This window comes from Mycobacterium sp. 94-17 (assembly GCF_035617725.1).
GTDB lineage: Bacteria > Actinomycetota > Actinomycetes > Mycobacteriales > Mycobacteriaceae > Mycobacterium.
This window is the reverse complement of sequence record NZ_JAPIYN010000020.1, coordinates 13,567-33,003: the sequence shown is the minus strand read 5'-3', so window position 1 is coordinate 33,003 and position 19,437 is coordinate 13,567. Positions and strand designations below refer to the sequence as shown.

General features: G+C 65.8%; 8 protein-coding genes. 3 read left to right on the top strand and 5 right to left on the bottom strand.

From position 1 onward, the window contains the following. Positions 1–28: 28 nt before the first annotated feature. The 4 genes from OQ789_RS20355 to OQ789_RS20340 form a co-directional block, all read right to left on the bottom strand. Complete coding sequence (locus OQ789_RS20355; protein WP_324687941.1) at positions 29–1,330, bottom strand: ArsB/NhaD family transporter; 1,302 nt, start codon at positions 1,328–1,330, stop codon at positions 29–31. A 58-nt stretch (positions 1,331–1,388) separates the two neighbouring features. Further along, positions 1,389–1,832 carry a CBS domain-containing protein gene (locus OQ789_RS20350; RefSeq protein WP_324687939.1) on the bottom strand — a complete coding sequence of 148 codons (444 nt, stop codon included), beginning with the start codon at positions 1,830–1,832 and terminating at the stop codon, positions 1,389–1,391. 77 nt (positions 1,833–1,909) lie between these two features. Further along, positions 1,910–2,233 (bottom strand): STAS domain-containing protein, encoded by a 324-nt coding sequence (locus OQ789_RS20345; RefSeq protein WP_324687938.1) that lies wholly within the window; start codon positions 2,231–2,233, stop codon positions 1,910–1,912. Then, complete coding sequence (locus tag OQ789_RS20340) at positions 2,233–4,803, bottom strand: SpoIIE family protein phosphatase (protein ID WP_324687937.1); 2,571 nt, start codon at positions 4,801–4,803, stop codon at positions 2,233–2,235. Before OQ789_RS20340 ends, OQ789_RS20345 begins: the two co-directional genes overlap by 1 nt. Positions 4,804–5,093: 290 nt before the next feature. Between OQ789_RS20340 and OQ789_RS20335 the strand changes: the two genes are divergently transcribed. After that, the gene (locus OQ789_RS20335) at positions 5,094–17,366 is read left to right on the top strand and encodes a BTAD domain-containing putative transcriptional regulator (RefSeq protein WP_324688029.1); all 12,273 of its coding nucleotides are present in this window, start codon (positions 5,094–5,096) and stop codon (positions 17,364–17,366) included. Next, positions 17,363–18,058 carry a Type 1 glutamine amidotransferase-like domain-containing protein gene (locus OQ789_RS20330; RefSeq protein WP_420716160.1) on the top strand — a complete coding sequence of 232 codons (696 nt, stop codon included), beginning with the start codon at positions 17,363–17,365 and terminating at the stop codon, positions 18,056–18,058. The genes OQ789_RS20335 and OQ789_RS20330 overlap by 4 nt, the downstream gene beginning before the upstream one ends. A 4-nt stretch (positions 18,059–18,062) precedes the next feature. Here OQ789_RS20330 and OQ789_RS20325 read toward each other — a convergent pair whose 3' ends face one another. Next, positions 18,063–18,989 (bottom strand): LysR family transcriptional regulator, encoded by a 927-nt coding sequence (locus OQ789_RS20325; protein ID WP_324687935.1) that lies wholly within the window; start codon positions 18,987–18,989, stop codon positions 18,063–18,065. A gap of 159 nt (positions 18,990–19,148) precedes the next feature. Here OQ789_RS20325 and OQ789_RS20320 point away from each other — a divergent pair, with 159 nt between their 5' ends. Further along, complete coding sequence (locus tag OQ789_RS20320; RefSeq protein WP_324687933.1) at positions 19,149–19,424, top strand: hypothetical protein; 276 nt, start codon at positions 19,149–19,151, stop codon at positions 19,422–19,424. Positions 19,425–19,437 lie beyond the last annotated feature (13 nt).

Sequence of the window (19,437 nt, the reverse complement as noted above, 5' to 3'; positions counted from 1 at the left end):
CAAGCCAGTCCACGGCATCAAGTCGCAGCTACGCCAATAGGAAGTAGCGCACCCATAAATAACCGACGGCGATCGCCAGCGACATGATGGTCACTACCGCCCCTTTTCGGGTGAACTGCCAGAACGAGACCGGATGGCCGGTGCGTTTCGCGATCCCGATGACGACGACGCTGGCGCTGGCTCCGACAGCGGTGAGGTTGCCTCCGAGGACGGTACCCAGCAGCAGAGCCCACCACAGCACGTCGCTGCTGACATGGCCGGGCATCGACGAGACGAACTGCGCGACGATCGGTGTCATTGTCGCGGCATACGGAACGTTGTTGATGAAGCCGCTCAAAAAGAAAGAGGCACAAAGGATAAGCATCGTCGTTATCCAGAGATTACCGCCCGTTGCCTGACTCACCGCGTGGGCCAACTTGTCTATGACCCCGGTTTTCACCAAAGTCCCGACCATGACGAACAACCCGGCGAAGAACAGCAGGGTCTCCCACTCCACGCTGGACAGGTAGAACTCGCGGTCCAAGCCTGAGATCACAATCAGGATGCCGGCCCCGGTCATCGCGACCAGTGACGGTTCCATGTGGATCTGTTTGTGCGCGACGAACCCGACGAACACCACGACGAGGACAATCGCACATTGGATCAGTAGCCGGCGATCGCGAATTGCTTCATGCTCATTCAGTGACATGACATCGGCGATGCGCTCGGGATGAACAGTGAAAGCGCCTGGGAATAGCCGGCTTAACAACGCTATCAGCGCGGCCAGGACGATGATCACCGCAGGCGCCATATTGACCAGAAAGGAAACGAAACTCAAGCCGGCTCCGGTACCGATGATCATCGAGGTCGGGTCGCCGACCAGCGTCGCCGCGCCGCCGATGTTGGCTGCGAACGCTTCGACCATGAGAAATGGCACTGGACTGATTGCCAGCCGGTCGCAGACCAGAAGTGTGACTGGTGCGATCAACAGGACCGTGGTGACGTTGTCCAGGAAGGCCGATCCGACGGCGGTGACCAGCAACAGCAGGATCATGATTCGCAGCGGGGAGCCCTTGGCGCGCTTGGCGGCCGCGATGGCGATGTACTCGAACACGCCGGTTTGCCGGATCACGCTGACGATGATCATCATTCCCAGCAGCAGAAAGATAACGTCCCAGTCGATTCCCGTGTCTTCCGAGTAGAAGACCTCGTGCGAATTGACCACGGGCAAGAAGAACATGGCCGTCGCGCCGCCCAGGGCTACCAAGGTTTTGTTGAGGCGCTCGGTGGCGATCAAAACGAAGGCGACCACGAAAACCGTGGTCGCGTAAATCGCATAAAAACCGGTCATCGGCTGTCCCCCTGCGCGGCACGCGCGCGACCACCCACCGCACGCGTCGAACCGGCGCTCAAGACTTCAGCGCCTCTGCGAGCAGGCGTGTCGCCGTGATCACACCCAGCAAGCTCTGGCGCCTGACGACCGGGATCAGGGGGGTTCGCAACCGCGCCATCTTCGCAGCCACCTCAAGGATGGTGTCGTCGAATTCAGCGGGCGGCACATCGACCAGATGGTCCGGCAGCATGTCACCGACTGTCTTGCCGGCTAAGCGCTCCGCGATGTGATCCGCAACCGATTCGCTCAGCACCCCAGCCAGCAACGGATCGTCCTGTACAAAACGGGGGACGATGAACCGCACCACCTGCGAGGCCGGTAGCACCGCGAACGGCCCACCGGAGGCATCGACGACCAATATTCCCGGCAGGCGTTGCTGGGCAATCATTCGGACGGCCTCGAACGCCTCGGCATCGATGGTGACGACCGGGAAATCCTCCGTGATATCCGCCGCCTGCATACGCCGACCCTATAGTCGCGTTCTCGATCATCGCGGCGGATCTTTACGGTCCCTTTACGGGGGTCCGAGCTGGCAGGTCAGTGCTGCCCGGCCGGCGGTGCGGGTTCGATGGTAGTCAGTTCGGCGAGGCCACTGACTTTCAGGACGGGCATCAGGGTGGGGTGCGCGACGAGCTCGATGCGATCGGCGTACGCGGCCAAGGCGTTGATGGCGGCGCTGTCCAGATACTCCACCGCGCTCAGGTCGACGCGCAACGCCGCGCCGCCGGTGGCCTCGGTCGCGGCGGCGGCCAGCGCCCGGCCGAACGCATCGATGTTGCTCAGGTCGATTTCCCCCTCGGCGACCAGCGCGAATGTCCCGTCGCGGCCGCGCGCGGTGCCGAGAGTGAGCGGGGTGGTCATCAGGAGATCCTCGTCGATAGGTGGACGGTGGTGCCGTCGGTTTCGGACCGTATGTCGACATGCTGCATGAGGCTTCGCATCAATGGGATGCCGCGACCGCGATGCGAGCAGGATGCCGGCTGCGGAGGCTTCCACGAGCCGCTATCTGTGATGGTCAATTGGATCTCGTCGCAGAGTGCGACCGCACCCAGCCGAATCGTGCCCTCCGGTCTGTGACGATGACCGTGCTCGATCGCGTTGGCGACGGCCTCGCCCGCGGCGACGAGCACATTCATGGCTTGGTCGGAGTCCAACCGGGCCCGGGTCAGCCAGTTGCGCAAGGCAGCACGGGCGGGCGCGAGTTGGCCGACGTCGGCCGGGAAATTCAGCTCCAACGGGGCCGGATGGCGGTAGAGCATCAGAACCACGTCATCCTGGTACCCGCCGTCTGGGGCCACGCGGGACATGACCTGGTCCGCCAGCTCTTCCAGCGCCATCGAGCGGCCGTCCTGTGCGACATCGGCGACCCGAGAGATGCCCCTATCCAACGGAATTCGGCGACGTTCGACCAGACCGTCGGTGTAGAGCAGGAGCGTCGACCGCGCCGGGATCATCACCCGGGCCTCCGGACGGATCCAGTCTCCCCGTATGCCCAACGCAATCGTGTGACCGTCGTCGAGCATCTGGGTGCTGCCGTCACCATGCACCAGAATGGGTGGCGGGTGCCCGGCGCTGGAGTAGACCAACTCACCGGTTTCGGGGGTGAGCACCGCACACACCGCCGTCGTGCACTGCGCGCCGGGCAGCCGCGCGGCGAAGCGGTCCATGCCCGCGAGAGCCGCACTGGGGCTTGGGTTTTCGAATAGCAGCGCACGGCACGCGCTGCGCACCTGACCCATCACGGCGGCGGCGGCCAGGCCGTGGCCGACGCAGTCGCCGACGACCAACCCGATGCGCCCGTCACCCAGGTCGACGACGTCGTACCAGTCGCCGCCCACCTGCAGTGGCCTCGTCGCGGCCTGGTAGCGCACCGCGAAACCGTCGGGCAGATCGGCCGGGCCCAGGATCGCGTGCTGCAGGGCCAGCGCGGTTTCGCGCTGCTGGTCGACCTGCTGCACCCGCTGCAATCCCTGGCCCAGGCGGCCGGCCAGGACGGTGAGCAGGGTCTGGTCCTCCAGGGTGAACGCGCGCTGCTCGGCCAGGTCCATCCAGACGACGAGCACACCCTCGGGGTGCTGCAGCGCAATGCCGGCCGTGCCGGGCTGCGCGGCATTCGCGGTCAGCAGGTCGCCGTCGCGCAACGCGCCGAGCGCCTGCCGCGTGGGCGACGGCAGGTCGGCCCAGCGGGCCGGCTCGCCCACCGACACCACCCGCGGCGCGCCGAACGCCGTCTCCGTGGACGAACTCTGCGTCGGGAACGTGACGGCGAGGACGCGGCGCGCCCGCCATAGGCGGCGCAGCTCCTCCGCGGCGGCCTGCACCGCCTCGTCGACCGTGTCGGCTTGGGCCAGTTCCTGGTTGAGTGCATGCTCGCGGCCCGCCGTCAGCGCCAACGCGATCGCCGCGTGCCGGGCGAAATCGCTGACCAGATCGAGATAGTCGCTACCGAACGCCGGCTGGTGCGGGGCACGTGCGACGGCGATGACGCCGAGCACCGAGCCGTCCGCGATCAGCGGCATGACGATCGCGGGGCGGTCACCGACATCGGTGAAGCCCTCGATCGGATATTGGAAGGAATCGGTGATCAGCGGCAGGCCGCGGCGGGCCACACCGCCGGTGGTCGAGCCGTCCATCGGAACTTGCCGGCCGATCACCTCCGAGGAGTACCGGCCCGCGGTCGCGGCCACAACCAGGGTGTCGACCTGGTCGACGGGCAGTTCGGCCTCCCGGGGGACCAACAGGATGGCCTGCTCGGCGCCGGCCAGCTCCAGCGCCCGGTTCACGATGAGCTGCAACGGCCCCGTCTGCGGGTCGCCGGACAGCAGCGCGGTGGTGATCTCGCGGCTGGCCTTCATCCATTTCGCCGATTCGCGCTCCCGCTCGAACAGCCGGGCGTTGTCGATGGCGGCGGCCGCCGCCGTGGCCATCGCGCGCACGGCGCCTTCCTGCGAGTTGGTGAAGACCCGGCCCGGGCGGTCGTCGGCCAAATAGAGGCTGCCGAAGTTAGCCGCCCGCACGGTGATCGGGATGCCGAGCAGCGCGTGCATCGGCGGTTCGTGCCCGGCCAGTTCGAGCGTGCGGGGATGGGTGTTCAGATCGTCGACGCGCAGACCGTCGCCCACCGGAAGGTCACCGAGCCGTCGTGCGGTCTCGACGTCGATGCCCGCATGCACGAACGAAACCAGCGTGCCGTCGGAGGCGCGTATGCCCAGGGCGGCGTAGCGCGCGCCGGTCAGCTCCATCGCGGCCTTGAGGACTCGATGCAACGTGACGTCCAGGTCCAGATCGGAGCCGATCTCGACGATGACCCGCACCAGTTGTTCCATCTGGTCACGCGCCGCCACCAGCTCGTCGAGCTGGTCGTGCATCCGGCTCACCAGTTCGCGCCGGCCATGCCAGGTAAAAGCCGGCTCGCTCCGGTCGCTGTCCATAGGTATCAACGGTAATCGGTCGGGTGAACGCGGATGTTCGTTATCTGGCCCACCAGGCGGCTCAGTAGCTGGCCGGCATCCGACGAAGTCACGACCGCAACGGTACGTGTAATGAACTGCAGGCAGCGTGCCTTTACCCGATCTTGACCGGGCATTGAATTGTCCCGCCGAAGATAGCTGACGTGAGTACTCTTTCATCGGTGGAACTGGGGGTTTTGGGACCACTCCAGGTCCGGCAGGGCGGAGCGTCCGTCGTCATACCGGGCGCGAAAGCGCGCGCCATTCTCACGATGCTCGGACTGCACCACGGTTCCGTCGTGCCGGCAGACACCCTCGTCGAGCTGCTGTGGGGCCAGGACCCGCCCCGCACCGCCGCCAAGGCACTGCAGACCCACATCTCGTCGCTGCGTCGCACCCTCGGCGACGGCTTCGTGGTGACCCAGGGGGCGGGGTGGGCGCTCGCCGAGGGCGATGTCGACGCGTCGCGCTACAAATCGGCGGCCCGGCTGGGACGCGATGCCGCGGCCGCGGGCGACATCAACCAGGCGCTGGCCCGCTTCGACGAGGCCCTTGCCCTGTGGCGCGGAATCCCGGAGCTGCCCGACGGCCGGCGCGGAACGCCGGAAAAGACGCGGTGGATCGAAGGGCACGCCGCGCTGATCGAGGAACGCGCCGACGCGCTGCTGGCCACGGGCCGCGCCGCGGAGATCATCGGCGATCTCGAGGCCGCGGTGGCCGAGGCGCCGCTGCGCGAGAGGCGCTGGGGCCAGCTGATGCTCGCGCTGTACCGCGCCGGCCGGCAGGGCGAGGCCCTCGGCGCCTATCAACGGGCCCGGTCGCTACTTGCCGACGACCTCGGAGTCGACCCGGGGCCGGAACTTCGCCGGCTCCAGGCGGCGATCGTCACCCAGGATGCCTCGCTGGATATCGCTGTGGCACAAAATGTTCCGTCGGTGACGCGCGCGGTGACGTTCTTGCTCACCGACATCGAGGGGTCGACGGCCGCGTGGGAGGCGGACGCCGATGCCATGGCGGTGGCACTCGCCCGCCACGACGAACTCGTCGAACAGGTCGTCACGTCGCGCGGCGGCCGGCTGATCAAGACGCGCGGCGAGGGGGATGCGACGTTTTCGGTCTTCGACCGGCCCTCCGCCGGCGCCGCGGCGGCCATCGAGTTGCAGGACGCGATCGCTCGCGAGCCGTGGACATCGCGGGAACCCATCCGCGTCCGGATGGCGCTGCATACCGGCGAGGTGGAATTTCGCGACGGCGACTACTTCGGCCGGGCCGTCAACAGGGTCGCGCGGCTGCGGTCCCTGGCCGAGGGTGGCCAGATCCTGTGCTCCGGCGCGACCGCCGAGCTCGTCATCGACTCGCTGGCCGACGACGTCATGCTCACCGACCTGGGCATGCGGCAGCTGAAGAACCTCGCGCGCCCCGAGCATGTCTTCGAATTGCGGCTTGAGACCGGCGCGGACGTACTGGAACCGCAACCGCCCGAGGCGCCGATGGAGCGGCCCGCCTTCCCCGCCGTGCTCGTCGGCCCGGGCCCGTTCGTCGGGCGGGGCCGCGAACTCGAAGGGCTGCTCTCGGCATGGCAGAACGCGCTCGCGGGCGGGGTGCGCACCGTGCTGATCGCCGGCGAACCCGGAGTCGGCAAGACGCGGCTGTCCGGTGAATGGTCGAAACAGGCCTACGCGCAAGGGGCGATCGTGCTGTACGGCCGTTGCGACGAGGATCTCGGGGCGCCGTATCAGCCGTTCGCCGAAGCGCTGCGCTCGCTGGTGCCGTGTGTGGGCGCCGACCGGCTGCGGGGGCTGCGCGGCGTCGAGGCGTTGCTGTCGCTCGTGCCCGGGCTCGCCGATGTCGTGCCCGACCTGACTTCCCCGCCCCACGCCGACCCCGACACCGAGCGCTATGCGCTGTTCGACGCGGTCGTCGCGCTGCTCGAGATCGCCTCCAAGAACACGCCGATCGTTCTGATCCTGGACGACCTGCACTGGGCGGCCAAACCGACACTGCTGCTGTTGCGGCATCTGCTGCGGTTCGGCGACCACGCCCGCGTGCAGATCGTCGGCACCTACCGCAGCACCGACCTCGACCGCTCCCATCCCCTGGCCGCGATGCTCGCCGACCTGCACCGCGACGGGACGGCCAACCGCCTGACGCTCGGCGGGCTCGACGAGGACGACGTGACGGCCTACGTCGCCGAGGCCGGCTATGACGACGAGGAACTCGCCCACGCGCTGGCCTCGGTCACCGGCGGCAACCCCTTCTTCCTCATTGAGGCGTTGCGCCATGTCGACGAGAGCGGCGGCGTGTGGGACCAGAGCACCCTGCCCCAGGGCGTGCGGGAAGCCGTGAGCCGCAGGCTTACTCGGCTCCCGGCTGAGACGAACAAGGCCCTCGCCGCGGCCGCGGTGGTCGGCAGCCGGTTCGCGCTGGAACTGGTGGAGCAGGTGGTCGGAAGCGATCTCGTCGACGCGTTCGACGAGGCACGCCAAGCCGGCATCGTCATCGAAGAGCCCGGCGGGTACTACCGGTTCAACCACGCCATCGTGCGGCAATCACTGCTGGCCGAACTGGCATCGGTGCGGCGCATGCGATTGCACCAGCGCATCGCCGCGACGCTCGAGACGCTGCCCGGCGCCGACGACGAGTTGCTGGCCGAGCTGGCCCACCACTACTTCGAATGCGCCTGGGCGGGAAACGCCGCCAAGGCCGTACTGTATTGCCGGCGCGCCGCCGACCAGGCGATGACTCGGCTCGCCTACGAGGGGGCCGCCGACCTCTACAACCGCGCCCTGCACGCGCTTGAGGAGATCGACGACGAACTGCCCGACCGCGACGAGCAGACCGCCGAGCTGTTGGTGGCGCGCTGCGAGGCCCTGCTGGCCGCCGGCGACGTGGCGTCGGCGACGGGCGCCGTCTCTCAATTACATTCGGCGACAGTGGATTCGGCCCGGCTGTCGGCATGGGCGACCTGCTTCGACGGCCAACTCTCAATGCTGATCCACCCCGAGCGGCTGGACGAGGTGGAGGCCGCGTTGGGCGCGGCCGCCGCCAAACTCGCCGAGCTCGACGACCCCGCCGGTGAGGCCACAGCGCACACCGTCCGCGCCGGGTGCCTGGCCCGCCTGGGGCGGATCGGCGACTGCGAGGTCGCGCTCGACGACGCACTGACCGCGGCGCGGCGGGCGCGGGAACACCGCCGGGTGAACGCGGTGTTGGCGGGCGCGCCGCTCGCGGCGCTGTGGGGCCCCAACCCGGTTCCGCGCGCGGGGGGGCGGTGTCTCGACGTGGTGCGGCTGCTGCGGATCACGACCGACTCCCCCGCCGTCGAGGCCACCTCGACACGCTGCCAGGCCGTGCTGGAGGCCTTCCGCGGTCGCGCCGCCGCAGCCCGCCGGATGATCGACTCGGCCCGGCGCACCGTCACCGAGCTCGGCCTGCGCCACGCGCTGCTAGAGGTCGATCAGTTCGCCGGCATCGTCGAACTGATCGTTGATGACGCCGCGGCCGCGGAGCCGCATCTGCGCAAGGCCTACAACGGCTTTCGCCGGATGGGCCTGGACGCCGACGCCGCCGAGACCGCCGCGCTGCTGGGCCGGGGATGCCTAGCGCTCGGACGAGATGACGAGGCCCGTGAATTGTGCGCGGAGAGCGAGCGTCTGGCCGGGCACGCGCTGAAGGCGTCGATCGCGTGGCGCACACTTCGCGCGCATCTACTGGCGCGCGGCAACGATTACGACGCGGCCCGACGCGTCGCCCAGGAAGCGGTGACACTGGCCGAACGCACCGACGCCCTGGTCGATCACGGCGACGCCTGCTTGACGCTGGCCGCGGTGTTGGGTGTCGCAGGCGACACCGCGGGAGCGCGCGCCGCCGCCGAGCAGGCGGTCGATTTGTACGAACGGAAAGGCGCTACGGCGCTCGCGGAGATGGCACGGCTGGTCCTCGGTGAGCGGGTCCCGCCCCCCGCCGCTGCGCCGACCGAAACGCCAGCAGTGCAGCTGGATAACGCGTGCGTACGCGTAGGCGATCGCGTGATGGCCGCTGTTGATCGCGAGGCCTGGGACGAGTTCGAGGGGCTGTTCGCAACGAACGGCGTCATCGAGAGTCGCCGGAAGATCGTCGGCTTCAGCCGGAACGAATACCAACTGAGCGGCGTGATGCATCAGACCAGGCTCGATCTCGAGTCGGGCGCCATGCGGGTCGACCGAGCCATCGTCGCCGTGCGAGGTCAGCGCCTGGCTCTCGCCCGAATGACCTTGCGCTCTGCCGACACAAGCCCCGGGGCGCCGCTCGACGAGTTACTCCAGCTATCCGCCATCGATGACGACGGTCGCGTCGCCCTGCAGATCTGGTTCGACATCGACGACATCGACGCCGCGATCGCCGAACTCGATGCGACCCAAGCACGGCTCGAGGAAAAAGATTCGCAAGCGCGACGGCTGGACAACGCGGCAACGCACGTATACGAATGCTTCTGGTCACATTTCGCCGCCCGCGACTGGGATGCGGTGAAAGCGATTCTGTCCCAGAGCCTCTCCGGCGCGGATCACCGGCGAGTGGTCAACGCCGGGAACCGCGGTAGTCCGGCCACCGTGATCGAGGATCTGCAGGTGGCCGCCGACCTCGGCTTCACGATCTGGATGGCAGATGTGGTGGCGATCCGCGGCGAACGCCTCGCCCTCACCCGGGTGCGTGCGTCCGGGCGCGACCCCGAGACGATTCAAAACGACGCGTTCAACCTCGTCGAGATCGACGCCGATGAGAACCTCACATCGATCGTCGTGTTCGACCTGGATGACATCGACGGGGCCGTCGGGGAACTCGATCGCCGTTACCTCGCAGGCGAAGCGGCGGCTCACGCACGCACGTGGTCAGCAGTGGCGGGCACCTTTTCCTCGATCAGAAAGCACGAATTCCCCACGCTCGCCGGTGATTGCGTGAGCGTCGACCATCGGCGGGCGTCGGCTTTCGCACCGGGCGATCTGGCCCACTACATCCGCGCCGGCGGGGATATCAACCAGTCCATCCGCCCTTACGTCGAGGTCGTGCACCGGCTTAGCGATTTCGGGGCGGTGTGCACCTACGCGGAACAGGGTGGTTCTGACGAGGGCTTCGATGCCGAGTGGCATGAGATCGCCGTGACAACAGTCGAAGGCGACATGGTCAACCGCTGCGAGCTGTATGACGACGCCGACCTCGATGCCGCGATCGCAAGGTTTGATCAGCTCAGTGGACCCGCGCCGCGGCTGGAAAACAGGGCGGCGCGTGTCTTCGAGCACGTCTGGTCGCACTTCGCGGCCGGCGATTGGGACACCATGGCGCAGACCGTGGCCGACAACTACGTCGGCATCGATCACCGCCGCGTCGTCAGCGCCGAAACTCAACACGATCGACACGACGTGATCAGAGACTTGCAGGCGGCCGCAAACGTCGGATTCACGATCTCGATGGTTAGCGCCATCGCGATTCGCGGGGAACGTCTCGTCCTCGCACGAGTTCGCGCCTGCGGCCGCGACCCCGAGGCAATCCAGAACGATGCCCTCAACGTCGTCGAGATCGACGCCGACGACCGAATCGCCCACGTCGTCTCCTACGACCTCGAAGACACGGATGCGGCGATCGCCGAACTCGACGCCCAATACATCGCCTTCGACGCAGCCGCCTACGCACACACGTGGTCGGTGGTCACGGCGGTTTATGACGACTTCAACCGGCGCGAGCACTCCGCTACGACCCCGGACTGGGTGAGCATCGACAACCGTCACGGAGCGGGTTTCGCGCCGGGCGACATGATCGCGTACATCGACGCGGCATGGGATGACTCGCCCGACACCAAGATTCACATCGCGGCGGTGCACCGGCTCAGCGGGGTGGGGGCGGTCGTCACCCACGTGGCGCATGGAATCTCACGACAGGGCTTCGACGCCGAGTGGCGGGATACCCACGTGCTGATAGTGAAAGGCGGCATGCTCAGCCACTCCGAGCTGTTCGACCACACCGATGTCGACGCCGCGATCGCACGATTCGATCAACTCAGCCGGCCAGAAGCCCGGCTGGAAAATGCGGCAAGCCAAGTGTACGAACGCGTGAACGCGTACTTCACCACCCGCGACTGGGATGCCCTGGCAGATGCCCTCGCGCAGAACATGGTCAACGATGACCGTCGGCGCATGGTGAATTCCGGCATCCGGCGCGGCCGGGATGTCGAAATCGCCAACGGTCGAGTCTTCGTGGAACTCGGCGGCCAGGAGATCACCTCGACCGTCGCCGCGACTCGCGGCGACCGCCTCGCGCTATGCCGTTCGTCTATCGTCGGCCAGGGCCGCCAATCCGGGCCGTTTCGTATCGAGTTTCTCAGCGTCGTTGAGATCGATGCCGACAAGCGACTGAAAACTCACATCGCGTTTGACCTCGACGACTTCGCCACCGCCGTAGCCGAACTCGATGCCCGATATCTTGCCGGCGAGGCTGCACCCCATTCGGAAACGTGGTCCGCTGTCGCGGAAAGCTATGCGGCGCTCAACCGACATGAGCAGCCGTTGACCACGCCGGACTGCGTCAACGTCGACCACCGACGGGAGGCGGCCTTCGGGCCCGGCGACATGAACGCCTACCTCCAAGCCGGGTGGGACGCCGAGCAGGACATCAACGTCTACGTCAAGCAGGTTCATCGGCTCAGCGGGATCGGCGCCGTCGTCACCTATTCCGCGGATGAAACCTCGCACGGGGGCCTCGAGGCCGAATGGGGCGGGATCGCGGTGTTCGCGGTCGGGGACGACATGATCAACCGGACCGAGGTTTTCAACGAATCAGACATCGACGCCGCGATCGCGCGGTTTGACGAGCTGAGCCGACCGGTTGCGCGGCTGGAGAACGCGGCGAGTCAAGTGGTGGAACGCTTCACGGCGTACTACGCCGCGGGCGACTGGCAGGCCATGGCTCATGTATTGGCCGACAACTATTCCAGTGACGATCGCCGTCGGCTGGTTGGCTCCGGAGTCCGACACGGTCGAGACGCCCACCTCGCAGACATGCGGGCACGCGCCGAACTATGGCGTAACCGGACTTCGACCGTCATTGCGACCCGCGGTGAGCGGCTCGCGCTCACGCGCATCGGTTTGGCAAGCCTCGATCAGGGACGTGAGGGGTTCGTCACGGAGGTACCTATCGTCCACGAGATCAACGCCGACGGCCGGCTCGCTGCTGGGGTTGCGTTCAACCTCGACGACCTCGACGCCGCCATTGCCGAACTCGACGCCCGTTACCTCGCCGGCGAAGCGGCCGCCTACGCGCACACGTGGTCGGCAATTACGCAGGCCTACGCCGCACTCAATCGAGGGCGTGAGCATCCGGCGACGACACCCGATTGGGTGAACATCGATCATCGACGCGGGATCGCGTTCGAACCCGGCGCCGGGTCTGCGTTGCTCGACAATTGGCACGCCATGTCGGATTTGAACAACACCTGCGCGATCGAGACGGTACATCGCCTGAACAACGTCGGAGCTCTAGTCACCTCGGTCACGCGCGAAACCTCACCGGAGGGCTTCCAGGCCGAGTGGCGGGTCATCAGCCTTCTCACTGTCCGGGGTGATCTCATCGATCGCCTGGAAGTTTACGAGGAAGCAGACCTGGAACGCGCGACCGCGCGATTCGAGCAGCTGACCCGTCCGGCGCCGCGGTTGGAGAATGCGGCAAGCCGTGCGGACGAGCGCTTTTCAACTTACTTTGCCGAACACGACTGGGATGCGATGGCCGAGTTGATGGCCGACACCATTTCTATTGACGATCGGCGTCACGTGGTGAACATCGGTCTCAGACAGGGCCGGGGCGTCGAAATCGCCAATCTGAGGGCCCGTGCCGATATCGGGGTGGAGAGGATCACGTCGACAGTCGTTGCCACGCGTGGGGATTACCTCGCCCTGACCCGCACCCGCTTCTCGGGCCACAACCAACAGGCCGAAGAGTTCGACACCGAAGCGCTCTGCATCGTCGAGATCGATGCCGACCAGCGGATCGCTGCGCGCGTAGGTTTCGACCTCGACGACTTCGTTGCCGCGATCGCCGAGCTCGATGCTCGCTACCTCGCCGGCGAAGCGGCCGCCTACTCGCACTCATGGTCGACCGTGGTAGAGACGTACGCCGCTGTGAACAGCAAACAACTCCGATTGACGCCCGACTGCGTGAACATCGACCACCGACGAGCGAGAGCGTTCGAGCCCGGTGAACTGACCGCGTACATGCACGCCACGTGGGAGATCGCACCAAACGTCAGGGGCTACATCGAAGCCGTGCATCGACTGGACAAACTTGGCGCTGTCGTCACCCACGTGGTTCGTGGAAGCTCGCAAGAAGGTTTCAACGCCGAATGGCGGGAACTCATCCTGGCCGGGTTCGAAGGCGATCTGCTAAACCGCTGCGAGCTTTTCGACGAGGCAGACCTCGACGCCGCGCTCGCGAAATTCGATCAGCTCTATCGTGCCGCGGCCCGGTTAGAGAACGCGGCGAGCCAAGCGGGTGAACGACTATACGCGTACTACTCGTCGCGCGACTGGGACGCGATGGCCGAGATCTTGGCGGATGACACTGTGGTGGACGATCGTCGGCGCATGGTGAATTTCGGTCACTGGCATGGCCGCGATGTGGTCGTCGCCAATCACCGAGCTATCGCCAAGGCAGGGACGAACATAACGTCGACCGTCCTCGCCATCCGTGGCAGTCGCCTCGCCCTCCTTCGGGGCCGCAACCACGATCTGCAGGGTCAAGAGTTCGACGTCGACTTCCTCACCATCGTTGAGACCAACGCCGACAGCCAGATCGCAACCCACATTGCATTCGAGATCGATGATGCGGACGCTGCCTTGGAGGAGCTCGAAAATCTCTATCTTGCAGGCGAACCGGCGGCCTATGCGTCTGCCTGGTCGACTCTGTTGCGGGGTTTCGCCGCGTTCAATAACCACGAGCTGCCCTCGACGACGCCGGACTGGGTGAATCTTGACCACCGGCGGGGGCGAGCGTTCTCGCCGGGCGAGCTGGTGCCCTACATCCACGCCACATGGCAGCTGACGCCGCAAGCCAAGATCTACGTCTGTGCGGTGCATCGGCTGAGCGATCTCGGAGCCGTTGTCTCTCAGTCGACGCATGGGACATCGACGGACGGCTTCGACGCCGAGTGGCGGGAGGTAACCCTCCTGACTCTGGACGGTGACCTGATCAACCGCATCGAGGTCTTCGACGAGGCGGACCTGGACGCCGCGCTCGCGCGGTTCGAAGAACTGCAGTCCCGGGCGCGCCGACTCGAGAATGCTGCCAGCAAAGTGGTAGAACGCTTTTGGGCGTGCTTAGCGTCCCGAGACTGGGCCGCGATGGCCGACACAATGGCTAGCGATTTTACGTCGCATGACCACCGTAGGGTGGTGAACGCCGGTGTTCTGCGCGGTCGCGATGCCAACATGGCAAACATGCGAGCGGTCGCCGAGGTCGGCTTCGAGGCACTCACGTCGGCAGCCATTGCTACCCGCGGGCAGCGCTTAGCCCTCAGTCGTATTCGGGGTTCGGTCCATGGCTTTGAAGCCGGGGAAACCAGCGCCGACATGCTCGGCATGTTTGAGATCGACGCAGACAATCGGTTCACCGCCGGTGCCATATTCGACTCCGACGACATCGATATTGCCTTCGCGGAACTCGATCGTCGTTATCTCGCGGGCGAAGCGGCCGCTTTCGCGCAAACATGGTCGGTCGTCGCGGGCGTCTACGACGCGCTCAACCGACATGAGTTGCCCGCAACGACGCCTGCCTGGGCGAACATCGACCACCGACGACTCGCGTCGATCGGACGAGGCGATCTGACCGCATATGTGCGTGCCGCATGGCGCGACACACCCGACATCAACATTTATGTCGAGGCCGTGCATCGGCTAAGCGACCGCGGAGTGGTCATCACGTACGCGGCGCACGGTACGTCGCAGGAAGGGTTCGACGCCGAGTGGCGCGACATTGGCATCCTCACGGTTGACGGTGATCTACTGGACCGCTGCGAAGTATTCGACGAGGCAGACCTCGAAGTGGCGCTGGCCCGCTTCGAGGAACTGCATCCGCAGGCGCACCGCTCGGAGAATGTGGCAAGCCAAGCGATTGAGCGCTTTTCGCTGCACTTCACGGCGTGCGACTGGCACGCTATGACCCAGTTGCTGGTACCCGACGTTTACATCGATGATCGTCGGCGTGGCGCCAATGCCGGGATCCGACACGGACGCGATGCCGCGATCAACGACATGCGAACATCCGCGGGTGTCGGGTTCACCACCGCGACCTCAGCCCTCACCGCGACCCGCGGCAACCGCCTCGCACTCGCCCGTATTCACATGTCCGCTCGTTCGGCGAGAACCGAGGAATTCTGGACTGATTCCCTTCACGTCGTCGAGGTCGACGCGAACGGCCAGACCGTGGCAGTGGTGGTGTTCGACCTAGACGACATTGACGCGGCTTTCGAGGAACTCGACGCGCGCTACCTTGCCGGCGAAGCGGCCGCGCACGCGAACACGTGGTCGGTGATCACACGCGAATGCACAGCGTTCAACCAGCACAAACTTTCTTTAGGGGATCGAGTCACCATCGACCACCGGCGGCTGGCTGTAATCGATGCAAGCGATCCGCACGCCGCCGTACGTGGCATTTGGGACGTCACACCGGATTTCAGCATTTACATCGAGGCTGTGCATCGGTTCAGCAGCGTCGGGGCGGTCGCTACCTATGCGGCGCACGGGACGTCACCAGAAGGATTCAACGCCGAGTGGCGGATCATCGAACTAGTGACGGTCGAAGACGACCGAATCAATCGCTACGAGCTCTTCGACGAAGCAGACCTCGTCGCCGCGCTTGCCCGCTTCGACGAGCTCCAACCCGAGGAAAGGCAACTGGGAAACACGGCGACGCACATATACGAGCGCCTGCTCGCGTGCCATGCCGCATGCGACTGGCCCGCGATGACCGAGATAGTGTCCGATGATCTGTATAGCGATGATCGCCGTCCAGTAGTCGGAGCCGGCCTCCGCCACGGTCGGGACGCTTTGGTCGAAGACTTACGTGCCGTCGCCGCCGTCGAAGTCACGGATGCGACCGCAGTCGCCATTGCTACTCGTGGGATGTGTATCGCTCTCACTCGCGCCCGGTATTCGCGCAGCCACGAAGAATCCGACGAGTTCTATGTCGATTACCTCCAATTAGTTGAGGTCGACGCCGACTCGCGAATCACGGCATTAATCGCGTTCGGCCCTGATGACATTGGCGCCGCGCTCGCGGAACTCGATGCTCGTTACCTTGCCGGCGAAGCGGCCGCACACGCGCACACTTGGTCAGTTGTCACGAGCGGCTATTCCGCGACCAATCGGCACGAACTTTCCGGCATGACACCGGATTCGGTTTATATCGACCACCGAGTCTGCTTGACGACTGAGCCGGAGGATCTGGCCGCATATCTTCCTTCCGTCTGGGACCTCACGCCGGACATAAGCTCCCACATCGCGGCGGTTCACCAGCTGAGCGATCGAGGAGCGGTCATCAGCCATGTTGCGTGTGGAACCACGCAAGAGGGCCTTGACGCCGAGTGGCGGGCAATCCTGATCGTCATGGTCGAAGGCGACCTCCTCAGCCGCGTCGAGGTCTTCGACGACACAGACCTCGACGCTGCCTTGGCCTGCTTTGACGAATTGCATTCCCCACCAATACAACTAGAAAATGCGGCGAGCCGAGTGTTCGAACGCTATTTGGCGCACTACGTTGCCCGCAACTGGAACGCCGTGTCGGAGATGCTGGCCGATGACATTCTCAACGACGATCGCCGTCGGGTGGTGAACGCGGGGGTACTGCACCGTCGAGATGCCACGATGGCGAGCATGCAGGCGGTAGCCGCCTTCGGGCTCTCGGCAATCAGACCAATTGTTATTGCGACCCGTGGGGAGCGCCTGTCCCTCACTCGTGAGCACTGGTTGGTCGGAGATCAGCAGTCCGGAACGTTTTCGGCCGAGTTGCTCGGCATCGTCGAGATTGACGCCGACGAACGCATCGTGGCGCGCGTTGTGTTCGACGCCGATGATATCGATGCCGCTTTCGGCGAGCTCGATGCGCGGTACCTCGCCGGCGAAGCAGCCGGTTATTCGGGAACCTGGTCGGTCATTGCAGAGGTCCCCGCCCGATTCAATCGTCGCGAACTCCCGGCGACGACCTCGAATCCGGCTTACATCGATCATCGGCCACTCGTCTCGATCGAGGGTGCCGATCTGGCCGCATCGATTCGTGCCGTGTGGGATATCACGTCGGATTCCGGCGCGTACATCGAAGCAGTGCACCAGATGAACGAGCGCGGAGCGGTCTTCACCGAAGTGCTGAACATGACCTCGCAAGACGGTTTCGAAGCCGAAATGCGGATGATCATGATGTTCACCGTCGAAGGCGGCTTGATCGCCCGTGTGGAAGTTTTCGACGAGCCAGACCTTGACGGTGCGCTCGCCCGATTCGAGGAGCTCACCGGCGAAGATCAGCCAAAGTGATGGCGCCACAACCCCAACCGCTCTATATGCTGGCCGACAGCCAGCTGCTGTTCTGGAAGCGTGACGGCCGACTGCTCCTCGAGATCGCCCTCGATGGACTTGAGCCGGGCACGCCGCTCAGCGCGGCGTACATCGGCGCATCCAATGGGGATCGTCCGGAGTTCTACGAAATCTTCGAAGCGGCAGTGGATGCCGTGGGAATCATCGACCGTCGCATGATTGAGTCGTCGTTCGGTCCGGATGACCGTGCGTTTCTGCAGGGAGCCCAAGTGATCGTGCTCGCGGGCGGCGATGTGCGACTTGGGTGGGAGACGTTTGAGAAGACCGGCATGAAAGACGTGATTGCGGGCCGGTACGCGAAAGGGGCCGTTTTAGTGGGCGTTTCAGCCGGAGCTATCCAGCTCGGTCGCTACGGGGTCGACGAAAACGGGGAGTTGCTCGGCGTGTTCGACCTGGTGCCGTTGGTCATCGACGCGCACGACGAGCGAGCCGAGTGGACAGGGCTGTCGGGAGCGATGCAGATGCTAGAGGGATCGGTTATGGGGCTCGGAATCCCCTCCGGCGCAGGGGTTATCATGCACTCAGATAACTCAATCGAGCCCCTGCGCCGTCCCGCGCACCAATTCGTCTTCGACGGCAATCGCGTCGTGCACTCGGTTTTGCCCATCGCGCCGGGTCCCAGTCAAACCTGACCTGTCACCGACTGGTGGCGATGTGGTTGAGCAAGTCCCGCGCCGCACCTGCGGGCGGGGTGGCCGCACCCATCCAGATCGCACGCAGATCGCGCATCAAGTCCAGATCCGCGACCGGAATGGCGCGCAGGCGACCATGACTGAGGTCGTCACTGACGGCCAGCCGGCTCATCACCGCCGGACCGGCGCCGGCCAGAACGGCTGCGCGAACCGCTGCGGCGGAACCGAGTTCGAGCGGATGGGAGGCGGGCGTGGACAGGTCGGCGTCAACGAATTCTTCGGCGCCGAGCAACAGCCGCCACCCCGACTTGCGTGATACCAACGGCGTCTGGCGGAGCTCCGCCACGCTGATCGGAGCCGATCGCCGGACCCAGTTGTGGTCGGGCGACACGACGACGATCAGTTCGTCGCGCCCGATAACGCGGCTGCGCAACCCATGCAGCGCGCCGCGAATCTCGATGAAGCCGAGGTCTGCCCGCCCATCGCGCACAGCGGCGACCGCTCCCTCGCTGTCGGTTGCGTGAAAGCTGACCTCCGGCGCGACGGCGCCGTGCCGGGTGGCCGCAGCCTGGAACGACACCAGCCAGCGCGGCAGCAGTTGCTCAGCGACCGTGTGGCTGGCGGCCAGCTTGAGTCGGCTGCGACGCTCGGCACGCAGCGATGCCAGCCCGGTGTCCACCCGCAGCGCGACATCGAGTACCTGGTCCGCCCATTCGGCGACGACCTCGCCTGCGGCGGTCAATTGGGTGCCCCGCGTCGTGCGCGTCACCAAGCGCACGCCAATCTGGGACTCGATCGAGGTCAGCCGCGACGACACGGCCTGTTGACTGGTTCCCACTTCACGGCTGGCCGCACTCAAACTGCCCGTCTTGGCGATCGCCGACAACACCTCGAGTGCGGAGAGTTCGGGCATCCGCGCGCTTAACGCCACGCCTGATCGTAGGCCTTCGGACGCCGCTTCCGCGCCGAAATCCCAGGCTGAAGAGCTGGATGGCGGCATTTTGAGATCGTGGCGATACAAGGCTCGCTTGTATCGCCCCAACGTCGTGACCACTACCGCGCCGCCCTCGCCGGATCAACGATCAGCTTTATGAACATTTCAACGAACACATTCCTGCGCCGCGGCATAGCCGGCGCAGCGCTTGCCGCAGCGATCACCGCGGCCGGTTCCGGTTTTGCAGTGACGGCACACGCTGACGACATCGCACCGGCTCCTGCCATCGAGGCCCCGGCCATCGACGCACCGGCCCCCGCGCCCGTCGCCCCCTGGCTCCCGACGATCGACCGCTGGACCAACGGTTACTGGCCCGGGCACATTCACTGCGGCTTCCCCGGCTGGCGCGGCCCGTTTCGGTGCTGGTACTGAGCGGGGTTCGTCA

Coding starts and splice junctions, on each gene's coding strand:
- OQ789_RS20355 (WP_324687941.1), bottom strand. CDS start 1,330: ATGACCGGTTTTTATGCGATTTACGCGACCACGGTTTTCGTGGTCGCC.
- OQ789_RS20350 (WP_324687939.1), bottom strand. CDS start 1,832: ATGCAGGCGGCGGATATCACGGAGGATTTCCCGGTCGTCACCATCGAT.
- OQ789_RS20345 (WP_324687938.1), bottom strand. CDS start 2,233: ATGACCACCCCGCTCACTCTCGGCACCGCGCGCGGCCGCGACGGGACA.
- OQ789_RS20340 (WP_324687937.1), bottom strand. CDS start 4,803: ATGGACAGCGACCGGAGCGAGCCGGCTTTTACCTGGCATGGCCGGCGC.
- OQ789_RS20335 (WP_324688029.1), top strand. CDS start 5,094: ATGCTCGGACTGCACCACGGTTCCGTCGTGCCGGCAGACACCCTCGTC.
- OQ789_RS20320 (WP_324687933.1), top strand. CDS start 19,149: ATGAACATTTCAACGAACACATTCCTGCGCCGCGGCATAGCCGGCGCA.